Source organism: Pseudomonas sp. SDT291_1_S447 (assembly GCF_054070155.1).
Window position 1 is genome coordinate 38,225 of record NZ_JBSVXS010000034.1, and the last position, 12,647, is coordinate 50,871.

The 12,647-nt window shown below is 59.4% G+C and carries 10 protein-coding genes and 1 riboswitch; of the genes, 4 read left to right on the forward strand and 6 right to left on the reverse strand.

Going from position 1 to position 12,647, the window contains the following annotated elements; all coding sequences use genetic code 11:
* The first annotated feature begins 407 nt into the window (after nucleotides 1-407).
* Nucleotides 408-1,481 (forward strand): ABC transporter substrate-binding protein, encoded by a 1,074-nt coding sequence (locus tag ACW9IR_RS13780; protein ID WP_457463701.1) that lies wholly within the window; start codon nucleotides 408-410, stop codon nucleotides 1,479-1,481.
* 5 nt (nucleotides 1,482-1,486) lie between these two features.
* Here ACW9IR_RS13780 and ACW9IR_RS13785 read toward each other — a convergent pair whose 3' ends face one another.
* Complete coding sequence (locus ACW9IR_RS13785) at nucleotides 1,487-1,705, reverse strand: DUF2970 domain-containing protein (protein WP_016983294.1); 219 nt, start codon at nucleotides 1,703-1,705, stop codon at nucleotides 1,487-1,489.
* Nucleotides 1,706-1,884: 179 nt separating this feature from the next.
* Complete coding sequence (gene metH / locus ACW9IR_RS13790) at nucleotides 1,885-5,595, reverse strand: methionine synthase (RefSeq protein WP_457463704.1); 3,711 nt, start codon at nucleotides 5,593-5,595, stop codon at nucleotides 1,885-1,887.
* 155 nt (nucleotides 5,596-5,750) lie between these two features.
* Here metH and ACW9IR_RS13795 point away from each other — a divergent pair, with 155 nt between their 5' ends.
* The 3 genes from ACW9IR_RS13795 (at nucleotide 5,751) to nfuA (ending at nucleotide 9,876) form a co-directional block, all read left to right on the forward strand.
* On the forward strand, nucleotides 5,751-8,033 hold the full coding sequence (locus ACW9IR_RS13795; protein ID WP_457463706.1) for a fatty acid cis/trans isomerase: 2,283 nt from the start codon (nucleotides 5,751-5,753) through the stop codon (nucleotides 8,031-8,033).
* A 178-nt stretch (nucleotides 8,034-8,211) separates the two neighbouring features.
* Entirely contained in the window at nucleotides 8,212-9,234 is a 1,023-nt protein-coding gene (locus ACW9IR_RS13800; RefSeq protein ID WP_457463708.1) for an acyltransferase family protein, read from the forward strand.
* Nucleotides 9,235-9,291: 57 nt separating this feature from the next.
* The gene (nfuA, locus tag ACW9IR_RS13805; RefSeq protein ID WP_007912592.1) at nucleotides 9,292-9,876 is read left to right on the forward strand and encodes a Fe-S biogenesis protein NfuA; all 585 of its coding nucleotides are present in this window, start codon (nucleotides 9,292-9,294) and stop codon (nucleotides 9,874-9,876) included.
* Between the two features lie 159 nt (nucleotides 9,877-10,035).
* Here nfuA and cobM read toward each other — a convergent pair whose 3' ends face one another.
* From cobM to ACW9IR_RS13825, 4 genes are all read right to left on the reverse strand, one after another.
* Nucleotides 10,036-10,782, reverse strand: a complete 747-nt coding sequence (cobM, locus tag ACW9IR_RS13810) for a precorrin-4 C(11)-methyltransferase (RefSeq protein WP_102901916.1) — start codon at nucleotides 10,780-10,782, stop codon at nucleotides 10,036-10,038.
* Nucleotides 10,783-10,863: 81 nt separating this feature from the next.
* Nucleotides 10,864-11,277 carry a cobalamin biosynthesis protein gene (locus tag ACW9IR_RS13815; protein WP_102901915.1) on the reverse strand — a complete coding sequence of 138 codons (414 nt, stop codon included), beginning with the start codon at nucleotides 11,275-11,277 and terminating at the stop codon, nucleotides 10,864-10,866.
* The gene (locus ACW9IR_RS13820; protein WP_457463711.1) at nucleotides 11,274-11,975 is read right to left on the reverse strand and encodes a CbtA family protein; all 702 of its coding nucleotides are present in this window, start codon (nucleotides 11,973-11,975) and stop codon (nucleotides 11,274-11,276) included. Before ACW9IR_RS13820 ends, ACW9IR_RS13815 begins: the two co-directional genes overlap by 4 nt.
* An 11-nt stretch (nucleotides 11,976-11,986) precedes the next feature.
* A complete protein-coding gene (locus ACW9IR_RS13825; RefSeq protein ID WP_034152302.1) occupies nucleotides 11,987-12,184 on the reverse strand; it encodes a CbtB domain-containing protein in 198 nt (65 codons plus the stop codon).
* 124 nt (nucleotides 12,185-12,308) lie between these two features.
* Nucleotides 12,309-12,530: riboswitch (cobalamin riboswitch) on the reverse strand.
* Between the last annotated feature and the right edge of the window lie 117 nt (nucleotides 12,531-12,647).

Consider the following 12,647-nt stretch of genomic DNA (forward strand, 5'->3'; position numbering starts at 1 on the left):
CAATATACCCGTTTGCAGTTATGCGCAAAAGTGATGTTTGAGTATATGTAAAGAACCAAATCGCCTAACGAGAATGGCTGTCAACTAACCCACATTTGTCGTGCGGGCAATCATCGTCTTAACTGTGGTCGAGTCTTTCTGCAATCACCGATAAAACCGACAAGAGGCGATGCAATGAGCAACCCGACCAAGGCAAGAAAAAGCGACAGCAGTGTCGATGCGTGGGCCATCCTGTTCCTGATCATTCTCGTAGTAGGAACAGCGGTATTCTGGGTCAGCCATCAGTAAACGACCGATCCGGGCCTCGCTTGCGACAGATTGTCGGACAAAAAGCGGGATCAGGCATCAATAGCCGATGAAACGAGGGCTATAATGCGCGGCCATTTTTCGTTGGGCCCGGATGCTTCATGTTCAAGCTTTTCCATATCAGTCTTCTGTTGTTCGGCGCGCTGTTCCAGACCGGCGCGCGGGCAGAGTCTGTGCTGTTTTTGAATCCGGGTTCGACGCAAGAAGCCTTCTGGGTCAGCTATTCGCAATTCATGCAAGCGGCCGCCCATGATCTGGGCATCGATCTGCAGATTCTCTACTCACAACGTCAGCCCGAACTGACCCTCGCTCAAGCGCGCGTCGCGTTGCAGGGGGCGAATCGGCCTGAGTACCTGGTGTTCGTCAACGAACAATACGTAGCCCCGCAAATCCTGCGCCTGGCGCAGAACAGCGGCGTGAAGCTGTTTATGGTCAATGCCGCACTGACGGCTGACCAGCAGGCCATGGTTGGCGAGCGTGACGACCGCATTGGCAGCCTGGTGCCGAACGACGAGGAGGGCGGTTACTTGATGATGAAGGAGCTGATTCGCCTGCACCCGTCGACGCCAGGCACTGAGCCGATTGAGGTGTTGGCGTTCTCCGGGCTGAAGGTCACGCCCTCGGCGCAATTACGCGAGCGCGGCATGCAGCGGGCGCTGGCCGAACATCCACAGATTCGCCTGCGGCAATTGGTCTACAGCGGCTGGACCCAAGAGCGCGCCTATGAACAGGCCAAACAGCTGTTCGCCCGTTACCCGAAGGTGTCGCTGGTGTGGTCGGCCAATGATGAAATGGCCTTCGGGGCGATGCGCGCGTACGCCGAGATCGGCAAAGTCCCCGGCAAAGATGCCTTGTTCAGTGCGGTCAACACCTCCCCGGCGGCCTTGCAGGCATTGGTTGACGGGCGCCTGAGCGCACTGGTCGGCGGACATTTCACCTTGGGTGGCTGGGCGCTGGTCGAGTTGCATGACGTCGAGCAAGGCGTCGAGCTGGATCACTACGGCGGCCGTGACCGGCAGATTCCGTTGCTGCAACTGATCGACAAGCGTCACGCCCGACAAATGCTGGCCATGGGCAAGTCGCCGAACTATGGCGTGAATTTCCGCAAGCTCTCAGCCAAAGGGCAACCGGAGTCGTATCGCTATCCGTTCACCCTGCAAACCCTGATGCGCTGAACGCGTTAGACCCCGGCGAAGTGCAGCACCAGTTTGACGATGGCAAACAGCGTCAACGCAAACACCGCGGTGAACAGAATCCCCAGCATCACGAAATGGCTGGGCTTGCCATGGGTGAAGTCCCTTGCCCGGTTCTTGCCGCTCTGCACCCCGAACGCTGCCGCCATCACGCTGTGCAGCATCTGCCAGAAGGTCGGCGGTTTGTTGTCGACTGGATCGTCCATAAATCCCTCGTCTGCCGTGTGTGTCAGACAAGCATAGCCAACCCTCTGCAGAACACCGCAAAAGCAAATGTGGGAGCGAGCTTGCTCGCGAAAGCGGTCGATCATTCAGTACTAATGTTGAATGACATGACGCCTTCGCGAGCAAGCTCGCTCCCACAGGGTGATGCTTTGAAGCTGGATTAGTTGTCGTAACCCAGGTTCGGCGCCAGCCAGCGCTCGGTCACGCTCAACTCCTGGCCTTTGCGCGAGGTGTAGCTGGCGACCTGATCCTTGTCGACCTTGCCCACCGCAAAGTACTGCGCCTGCGGATGGGCGAAGTACCAGCCGCTGACCGCTGCCGCCGGGAACATCGCGTAGTGCTCGGTGAGGAACACGCCGCTGCGACCAGCGCGCATCTCTTCAGCTTCCGGATCGAGCAAGGCAAACAACGCAGCCTTCTCGGTGTGATCCGGGCACGCCGGGTAACCCGGGGCAGGGCGGATGCCGCTGTATTGCTCTTTGATCAGCGCGTCGTTGTCGAGGGTTTCGTCCTTGGCATAACCCCAGTGCTCTTTACGCACTTGCTGGTGCAGCCATTCGGCGCAAGCCTCGGCCAAACGGTCGGCGAGGGCTTTGACCATGATCGAGTTGTAGTCGTCGCCAGCGTCCTGATAAGCCTTGGCCACTTCTTCGGCGCCGATGCCGGCGGTGGTGATGAAACCGCCGACGTAATCGGTCACTTCGCTGTCCTTCGGTGCCACGAAGTCGGCCAGCGAGAAGTTTGGTTTGCCGTCGGTCTTGATGATCTGCTGGCGCAAGTGATGCAGTTTGGCCAATGGCTTGCCATCATCGCCGTACAGCTCGATGTCATCGTCATGCACCTGATTGGCTGGCCAGAAGCCGAACACCGCACGGGCGCTGATCAGCTTCTCGTCGATCAGCTTGGCGAGCATTTCCTGCGCGTCCTTGTACAGCGCGGTGGCGGCTTCGCCGACCACTTCGTCCTCGAGAATGCGCGGGAACTTGCCGGCCAGATCCCAGGAGATAAAGAACGGCGTCCAGTCGATGTACTCGGCCAAGACCTTGAGATCGATGTTGTCCAGCACCTTGCTGCCGGTGAAAGTCGGTTTGACCGGCTGATAAGTCGCCCAGTCGAACTGTGGTTTCTTGGCGATGGCTGCGGCGTAGCTCAGGCGCTCGGTGCGGGCGCTGCGGTTGGCGGTACGTTCGCGCACTTCAACGTATTCGGCACGGGTTCTTTCAACAAAACCTGCTTTCAATTCTTTCGACAGCAACTGTGTGGCCACGCCCACGGCGCGGGAGGCGTCGGTCACGTAAACCACGGCATCGTTGCTGTACTTCGGTTCGATTTTCACCGCCGTGTGCGCTTTGGAGGTGGTCGCGCCACCGATCATCAGCGGCAGGTGGAAGTCCTGACGCTGCATCTCGCGAGCGACGTGAACCATTTCATCCAGCGACGGCGTGATCAGACCGGAGAGGCCGATGATGTCGCACTTCTGTTCCTTGGCCACTTGCAGAATCTTCTCGGCCGGCACCATCACGCCGAGGTCGACGATGTCATAGCCGTTGCAACCGAGTACCACGCCGACGATGTTCTTGCCGATGTCATGCACGTCGCCTTTCACGGTCGCCATGAGGATCTTGCCCTTGGCTTCCGGCTTGTCGCCTTTTTCCAGTTCGATGAACGGGATCAAATGCGCCACGGCCTGCTTCATCACGCGGGCGGATTTCACCACTTGCGGCAGGAACATTTTGCCGGCGCCGAACAGGTCGCCGACGATGTTCATGCCGGACATCAGCGGGCCTTCGATTACTTCGATCGGGCGGGCGAACGACTGACGGGATTCTTCGGTGTCTTCAACGATATGCGTGGTGATGCCTTTGACCAGCGCATGTTCCAGACGCTTGTTGACCTCCCAGCTGCGCCACTCTTCGGTCTCGGCTTCCTTGACGCTGCCGTCGCCCTTGTACTTGTCGGCGATGGCGAGGAGGGCGTCGGTGCCTTCCGGCGTGCGGTTGAGGATCACGTCTTCAACGGCGTCGCGCAGCTCCTGCGGGATCTGGTCGTAGATCTCCAGTTGACCGGCGTTGACGATGCCCATGGTCAGGCCTGCGCGGATCGCATACAGCAGGAACACCGAGTGGATCGCCTCACGCACCGGGTTGTTGCCCCGGAACGAGAACGACACGTTGGACACGCCGCCCGAGGTCAGCGCGTACGGCAGCTCGTCGCGGATGTAGGCGCAGGCGTTGATGAAATCCACAGCGTAGTTGTTGTGTTCTTCAATACCGGTGGCGACGGCGAAGATGTTCGGGTCGAAGATGATGTCTTCCGGCGGGAAGCCGACTTCGTTGACCAGAATGTCGTAGGAGCGTTTGCAGATTTCTTTCTTGCGCGCTTCGGTGTCGGCCTGGCCGGCTTCGTCGAACGCCATCACCACTACGGCCGCGCCGTAGCGCTTGCACAGTTTGGCGTGGTGGATGAACTGCTCGACGCCTTCTTTCATGCTGATCGAGTTGACGATGCCCTTGCCCTGAATGCACTTGAGGCCGGCTTCGATCACTTCCCACTTGGAGGAGTCGATCATGATCGGCACGCGCGAGATGTCCGGTTCACCGGCGATCAGATTGAGGAAGGTCACCATGGCCTTCTTCGAATCGAGCATGCCTTCGTCCATGTTGATGTCGATCACCTGCGCGCCGGCCTCGACCTGCTGCAGGGCGACCTCCAGCGCTTCGGTGTAGTTGTCTTCACGGATCAGACGGGCGAACTTGGCGGAACCGGTGATGTTGGTACGTTCGCCGACGTTGACGAACAACGAGCTGCGATCGATGGTGAACGGCTCCAGACCCGAGAGGCGGCAAGCCTTGGGAATGTCCGGAATCTGCCGCGGCGCATAACCGGCGACGGCTTTGGCGATCGCTTCAATGTGCCCCGGCGTGGTGCCGCAGCAGCCGCCGACGATATTGAGGAAGCCGCTCTGGGCGAATTCTTCGATGACCTTGGCGGTTTCCGACGGCAGTTCGTCGTACTCGCCGAATTCGTTCGGCAGGCCAGCGTTCGGGTGCGCGGAAACGTGGGTGCTGGCTTTGTTCGACAGCTCTTCCAGGTACGGACGCAACTCACTGGCGCCGAGCGCGCAGTTCAAACCGACCGAAATCGGCTTGGCATGCGCCACCGAGTTCCAGAATGCTTCGGTGGTCTGCCCCGACAGGGTACGGCCGGAGGCATCGGTGATGGTCCCGGAAATCATGATCGGCAGTTCTACGTGCAGCTCTTCGAACACGCCTTGCACAGCGAAGATCGCCGCTTTGGCGTTGAGGGTGTCGAAAATGGTTTCGATCAGGATCAGGTCGGCGCCGCCCTCGATCAGGCCTTTGGTGGCTTCGGTGTAGTTCTCCACCAGCTCATCAAAGGTGACGTTGCGATAGCCAGGGTTGTTGACGTCCGGCGACAGCGAGCAGGTACGGCTGGTCGGGCCGAGTACGCCGGCAACGAAGCGTGGCTTGTCCGGGTTCTCGGCGGTCTTGGCGTCGGCGACCTTGCGGGCCAGACGTGCGCCTTCTACGTTTAACTCGTAGGCCAGCTCTTCCATACCGTAGTCGGCCATGGAAATGCGCGTAGCGTTGAAGGTGTTGGTTTCGAGGATGTCGGCGCCGGCATCCAGATAGGCCTTCTCGATGCCGCCGATCACGTCCGGACGGGTGATCACCAGCAGGTCGTTGTTGCCCTTGACGTCACTCGGCCAGTCCGCGAAGCGTTTGCCGCGATAATCCTGCTCTTCGAGCTTGTAGCTCTGGATCATCGTGCCCATACCGCCATCGAGTATCAGGATGCGCTCTTTGAGGGCTTGCTTGAGAGCTTGAAGGCGGACGCTGCGATCGGACATTTGAACTACTCGGAAAGACCATTACGAAGGAGCGGGATCATAGCAAACCTGTGCGCTTTTAGAGCATGTGGGGCTTTTGCATGAATATCGTTCATGTTGGTACGAGCGTCATACTGTAGAATCGCGGCGTTTTTTTCACGATCGGGATCAAGGGCATGTCGTACCGCGTCATCAGCATGGTTTTGCTGTTTTTAAGCTGGGGCGCCGTTGCGCAAGAGCCCACGATCTCATACAGCCGCGACATTCAGCCGATCTTCACCGAGAAGTGCGTGGCCTGCCATGCCTGCTACGATTCGGCCTGCCAGTTGAACCTGGGCAGTGGCGAGGGCGCGGCCCGTGGTGCGAGCAAGATGCCGGTCTACGATGGCGAACGCACACAAGCGGCACCGACCACCCGACTGTTTTACGACGCCTTCGGTAAACGCGCCTGGCAGCAGAAAGACTTTTATTCGGTGCTCGACGCCCAAGGCAGCCAAGCGGCGTTGATGGCGCGCATGCTCGAACTGGGGCACAAGACGCCGCTGACACCGAACGCCAAACTTCCGGAAGACATCGTGCTGGGCCTGAATCGCGAGAACATGTGCGCGCTGCCCGCCGAGTTCGAAGGCTACGCCGGCGCTCACCCGAAAGAAGGCATGCCGCTGGCGGTCACCGGGTTGACCGACCAGCAATATCAGACATTGCAGCGCTGGCTGGCCTCGGGTGCGCCGATTGACGAGCAAGGCCTGGCACCAAGCGCCAAAGAGGCGCTGCAGATCGTCCAGTGGGAAAACCTGCTCAACACCCCCGGCGCACGGCAAAGTCTGGTCGGCCGCTGGTTGTACGAGCACTGGTACCTCGCGCACATCTATTTCAAGGATGGCGAGCCGGGGCATTACTTCCAGTGGGTGCGATCACGTACACCGAGCGGGCAGCCGATCGACCTTATCGCCACTCGCCGCCCGAACGACGATCCGGGCACTCAGGTGTATTACCGTTTGTGGCCGGTGCAGGGTGTGATCGTGCATAAAACCCACATCACCTATCCGCTGAGCGCGGCGAAGATGTCGCGGGTGAAAAGCCTGTTTTACAGCGGCAACTGGCAGGTCAATGCCTTGCCGGGTTACGGTCCGCAGAGCCGCGCCAATCCGTTTGCCACGTTCGAGGCAATTCCGGCGCAGGCGCGTTACCAGTTCATGCTGGATAACGCCGAATACTTCGTCCGCACCTTTATTCGCGGCCCGGTGTGCCGGGGGCAGATTGCGACCGACGTGATCCGTGACAACTTCTGGGCGCTGTTCCAGGCACCGGAACACGACCTCTATATCACCGACCCGAATTATCGCGGTCAGGCCACACCGTTGCTGGCCATGCCGGGACAGAACGACGATGTCGGCAGCGTCCTCAGCCTGTGGCGCAACTACCGCGACAAGCGCAATGAATATGAGGCTCTGCGCCGCGACAGCTACGCCGATCTCCCCGCGCCGAGCTGGTCGACCCTGTGGGCCGGCAACGATAACGCGTTGCTGAGCATTTTCCGCCACTTCGACAGCGCTTCAGTGACCAAAGGCCTGATCGGTGAAGTGCCGCAAACCATGTGGCTGTTCGACTATCCGCTGCTGGAACGCACCTATTACCAGTTGGCAGTCAACTTCGATGTATTCGGCAACGTCTCGCATCAGGCGCAAACCCGCCTGTATTTCGACCTGATCCGCAACGGCGCCGAGCAAAACTTCCTGCGCCTGATGCCCGCCGATTCCCGTGAGGATTACCTGGACGATTGGTATCAGAGCAGCGGCCAGTTCAAGATGTGGCTCGATTACGAAGCGATTGACGACGATAAGCCGACCGCGCTGAAGCTCGATGAGAAAGACCCGAAATACGACTTCGCCATGCAATTGCTGGCGCGTTACGGCGATCTCAATGCGCGGCCGGACCCGATCAATCGCTGCGATGGCGCTTACTGCTCACGGCCGAATATCGACCCGGCGCTGCAAAATGCTGAACAGGCATTGAGCCGCCTGACTTCGCGTCCGGCGGCCGGTTTGAAGGTGATTGATCAGCTCCCTGAAGCGACCCTGCTGCGCGTTGAAACCGCCAGCGGTAAACGCGAGGTCTACAGCCTGTTGCGCAACCGCGCCCATAGCAATGTGGCGTTCCTGCTGGGTGAGTCGCTGCGCTATCAACCGGGGCTGGACACGCTGACCATTTACCCGGGCGTGCTCAGCAGTTATCCGAACTTCATCTTTAATGTCCCGGCCGATCAGGTGCCGGCGTTTGTCGATGCAATGGAAAACGCCAAGGATGCCAATCGCTTTGAGAAAATCGTCGAACGTTGGGGGATTCGTCGCAGTCATCCGCAATTCTGGTTCTATTTCCACGATTTGAGTCAGTACCTGCACGAAACCGAACCGGTGGAAGAGGGCGTGCTGGACATGAACCGCTACGAGAATCTTTGATCGATTCAGATTGGCTTGCTGTCCCAACTTCAAGCAACGCCGCAAAACCCTGTAGGAGCTGTCGAGTGAAACGAGGCTGCGATCTTTTGATCTTTAAGAATCATGATCAAAAGATCGCAGCGTGCCGCAGCTCCTACAGAGATTGAGGTGAATTTGAGGGTGTGATCGGGAGCAGGTGATGTTGATTTCAGTGCAAGCCCTGCGTGCGCTTGCCGCGTGGACGGTGGTCTGCCACCACTTCATGCAGATTTTCTTCGACTTCCAGGCGCGTGGGCCGATCGGGCAGCTGTTCATCGACAAGGGCGCGGTAGGCGTCGATATCTTCTTCGTCATCAGCGGTCTGGTTATTTTCCTCTCGACCGAGAACAAACCGCTGCCGCCCGCGCGCTTTCTGTTGTATCGGCTGTTTCGCATCGTCCCGGCGTATTGGCTGTACACGCTGTTGATGGCGCTACTGGTGGTGTTTGCCCAGCCGTTACTGCCGGATCAGACCGTGGATTGGGGCCATCTGCTGTTGTCGTTGCTGTTCATTCCGACTGAGAACCCCGGCGGCTACGGTATCTATCCGACGCTGAATGTCGGCTGGACGCTAAACTACGAAATCCTGTTTTACGTGCTGTTTGCCTGGGCGTTGCTGTTCCGTCTGCAGGTGCGCCTGCTGGTAGTCGCGGCGTTGCTGTTTGCAGTGAGTCAGGCGTGGACCGGGTTTGGCTGGATCAGCGAGTTTTACCGTTCGGACATCGTCTATGAGTTTCTGCTGGGGATTGGCATCGGCATGCTCTATCGCCGGGGTTGGATTGGCCCGGGTTTCTGGCTGCCGCTGACCGCGATTGGCGCTGCATTGCTGGCGATCTATCACTTGGCACCGGCGCCGAGGCTGCTCAACTGGGGTGTGCCGAGCGCCGTGCTGGTGATGGCGTGTATCTCGCTTGAGCGGTATGTCGAGCGCAGTCGCGTCCTCAAGCTGCTCGGTGATTGCTCGTATTCTGTGTACCTGATGCACGTTCTGGTGCTCTCGGCGGGCGGTTATCTGGCCCGGCGCTACGGCATCAATCCGTATTTGATGTTTGTCGTGTGCGCGCTGGCCATTGGCGTCGGCTCCTGGTTGAGCTACGAATGGGTGGAAAAACGCAGCTATCGCTGGCTCAAGGCGCGAATCGACGACGAGCCCGACGAGAATCTTTCCCGACAAAAATACTAGGACTTTGTCCGGCGCAACGATTGGCGTAAACTGCGCCCAAGCCTGCGAGGAGTTTCCATGACCGCTATTACCATTACCGACGCCGCCCACGATTACCTGGCTGATCTGCTCTCCAAGCAGAACACCCCGGGCATCGGCATCCGCGTCTTCATCACCCAGCCTGGCACCCAGTACGCCGAAACCTGCATTGCCTACTGCAAGCCGGGCGAAGAAAAACCTGAAGACACCGCGCTGGGGCTGAAAAGCTTCACCGCGTATATCGATCACTTCAGCGAAGCGTTTCTCGATGACGCCGTCGTCGACTACGCCACCGACCGCATGGGCGGCCAGCTGACCATCAAGGCGCCAAACGCCAAAGTGCCGATGGTCAACGCCGACAGCCCGGTCAACGAGCGCATCAACTACTACCTGCAAACCGAGATCAACCCGGGGCTGGCCAGCCACGGCGGTCAGGTCAGCCTGATCGATGTGGTTGAAGACGGCATCGCCGTGCTGCAGTTCGGTGGCGGTTGCCAAGGCTGCGGCCAGGCGGACGTGACGTTGAAGGAAGGCATCGAGCGCACCTTGCTCGAGCGCATCCCGGAGCTGAAAGGCGTTCGCGATGTGACCGACCACACGCAGAAAGAAAACGCCTACTACTAAGGTGTTCGCTGCGGACATGAAAAACGGCGCCCCGTGAGCGCCGTTTTTTTATGGGTGAGTTTTTTATGGATGAAATGTACCGACGCCTTCGCGAGCAAGCTCGCTCCCACATTTGATCGCATTCCAAATGTGGGAGCGAGCCTGCTCGCGAAGGGGCCTTCATGGGCGATAGAGGTGAGCATGCCCGGCGCGATACAACGATGACTCGCTAAACACCTCACTGCCCAAAACGCGACCCACCAGAATCAATGCCGTACGCCGAAACCCCTTGGCCTCAACCTTTTCAGCAATATCCGCCAGCGTCCCGACCACCCAATCCTGATCCGGCCACGTCGCCCGGTGAATCACTGCAATCGGGCAGTCGGCGCCGTAATGCGGCAGCAGTTCCGCCAGAATCTTGTCCAGATGATTGACCCCCAGATGAATCGCCATGGTCGCGCCGTGCTGCGCCAGACTGCCGAGCTCTTCGCCTGCCGGCATGGCGGTTTTATCGGCATAGCGGGTCAGAATCACACTTTGTGAAACATCCGGCAGGGTCAGTTCCGCGCCGAGCAACGCGGCACAGGCTGCCGTTGCCGTCACTCCCGGGATGATTTCGAACGGGATATTCAACTCACGCAGATAACGAATCTGCTCACCAATCGCGCCATACAGGCTCGGATCACCGGAATGCACCCGCGCCACATCGTGGCCCTTGGCATGCGCGGTCTTGATCAGTTCGATGATCTGTTCCAGGTGCAATTCAGCGCTGTTGACCACCGTTTCGGCTTGATGGCCGTCGAGCACTGCCGCCGGCACCAACGAGCCTGCGTAGATAATCACCGGGCAACTGCGGATCAGCCGCTGGCCTTTGACAGTGATCAATTCCGGGTCGCCGGGGCCGGCGCCGATGAAGTAGACGGTCATCTTTGAATCCTGAGTAAAAGAGGGCACGACCGCGTTGCAGATGAACAACGCTCATGATCAATGGCGGCGATTATCGGGATTTTACGCCGCGCCGGCCAATGCCAGTGTTGCCTGAGCGTATTTTTGCCGGGAAATCAGCAGTTTTGCCGGAGCCTGAATCAACTGTTCGGCGAGTGCCAACGCAGCGCTTTCGGCAACGCCATAGCAGCCGGTTCGTTCGTAGGCGATTTGCGAATGGTGGCTGAGTCGTTGCTGATAACTGGCCAGTTCCTCGCTGCTGAAGTACAGCAAGGGCAAAGCCAACTGAGCGGCAAGTTCTTGCAGGCCTGGCTCGTCGCGCTTCAAATCGATGCTGGCCAATGCCTTGACCGTTTGAAGTTCAATGCGGTGCGCCTGTAGGGCTTGGTCGAGTAACGCGCGCAGCGTGCTGGCAGGGCAGCCGCGCTGGCAGCCCAGGCCGACCACGAAAGTCGGCGCTGCGCGGTCATCGGTCATGCGTGGTATTGGCCAGCGCTTTTGCGGCGGAACAACCAGGCGCTGATCAGGCCCAGGGCCAGCCAGAACACCACGTTGGTCAACTGCGAAGCGATTTTGAACTGGGCTTCCAATGCCTCGGGAGCGAGCATCGAATGCACTTGCGGCTGCGGTGCGCCGATCACGTGCGGTACGGCAAGAATCGCCACGCCGAGGATCTTCATCAGCCAGTGACGGCTGAACGCGATCAACGACAGCCCGACCGCAGTCGAAGCGGCCGTGCCGATCCACCACATCTGACGCGAGGCCAGATCCGCAGCGGCTGTGCCCGGCAACTCAGGCGGCAGGCCCAGGGTCGGCGCGAGGACGAAAGTGGCGTAACCGGCCAGGCCCCAGAGCAGGCCTTGCGAGGTTTTGGTCGGTGCGCGCAGGGTGTAGAGGCCGGCGAGCATCAGAGCGAAACCGACGGCTACGACCAGATTACCGCCAGTGGTCGAGACCACGCGCTGCCAGCCGTCTTCCGGCTCCCAGGCCTCGGCATCGTGGGTGTGCGCAGCGGCGCCGGCGGCGTGTTCGTGAACTTCAGCCACTGGTTCGGCTTTTTCGAAGGTCTCTGCCTGAAGAATCAGCGGCGAGACCCAGAAGCTTTGCAGCAGGGTGAGGAGCAGGGCGGCCAGCAGACCGGTGAAACCTGCGGTTTGCGCAATACGCTTGATCATGTCGGCAGGTCTCAGTGGCACGGGAACGCGGCGCTGTGGCGGGTATCGTGGGCGGCGTTGTGCACCGCTTCGATGTGCGAGAAACCGGCGAAGTAGACCAGGCTGGCGCCGAGGATCGACGCAAAGATCGCGGCGCTCAGGCGTTGGCTCAGGGTGGCGGTGCTGGAAATTTTGTCCGTGTTGCTGCCGGTGCTGCTGATGATCGACATGGCGCTTCCCTCTGGAGTGTCAGTGGGTGAATCGAGCGCATGAAAACCCCTGCGGGTCGGGTTCGCAAAGGTTCGAACAGCGCCCGCCCACCGCGGGTTTGTTATGTTCAGCGACGCACAAGGTGCGGGCTGTGTGTTGCGGGCCGGTCTCCGGGCTCACGAGGGGTTGGCGTCAGGCCGACCTGCAAGCGTCACCTTCCCATGCCTTGCTGACACAGTGGTTTTGACGCTTCGCTCGCTTACCGTTGCGGGGGCAGCACCGGACTGACATGGGCTTGAGTAAAGCACATGATTCACCGGTTTCCCGTTTCACCCTGTGAAGGGCACCCGTAACAAGTTGTGTAGGAGAGCATGGCTCGGGGATTTTAGTCAATTTTGTGGGTGGATCCGTTGCTGCGGGTGTTGCTGATTACGGTTTCGCCCTTACGGCGACTCACTTTTTTTCAAACGCCAAAAAAAGTAA

Bases quoted from the DNA above. Each gene is read 5' to 3' on its own strand.
- ACW9IR_RS13825 (WP_034152302.1), bottom strand. From the start codon at position 12,184: ATGTCGATCATCAGCAGCACCGGCAGCAACACGGACAAAATTTCCAGC.
- ACW9IR_RS13815 (WP_102901915.1), bottom strand. From the start codon at position 11,277: ATGACCGATGACCGCGCAGCGCCGACTTTCGTGGTCGGCCTGGGCTGC.
- nfuA (WP_007912592.1), top strand. From the start codon at position 9,292: ATGACCGCTATTACCATTACCGACGCCGCCCACGATTACCTGGCTGAT.
- ACW9IR_RS13780 (WP_457463701.1), top strand. From the start codon at position 408: ATGTTCAAGCTTTTCCATATCAGTCTTCTGTTGTTCGGCGCGCTGTTC.
- ACW9IR_RS13800 (WP_457463708.1), top strand. From the start codon at position 8,212: ATGTTGATTTCAGTGCAAGCCCTGCGTGCGCTTGCCGCGTGGACGGTG.
- ACW9IR_RS13795 (WP_457463706.1), top strand. From the start codon at position 5,751: ATGTCGTACCGCGTCATCAGCATGGTTTTGCTGTTTTTAAGCTGGGGC.
- metH (WP_457463704.1), bottom strand. From the start codon at position 5,595: ATGTCCGATCGCAGCGTCCGCCTTCAAGCTCTCAAGCAAGCCCTCAAA.
- ACW9IR_RS13820 (WP_457463711.1), bottom strand. From the start codon at position 11,975: ATGATCAAGCGTATTGCGCAAACCGCAGGTTTCACCGGTCTGCTGGCC.
- ACW9IR_RS13785 (WP_016983294.1), bottom strand. From the start codon at position 1,705: ATGGACGATCCAGTCGACAACAAACCGCCGACCTTCTGGCAGATGCTG.
- cobM (WP_102901916.1), bottom strand. From the start codon at position 10,782: ATGACCGTCTACTTCATCGGCGCCGGCCCCGGCGACCCGGAATTGATC.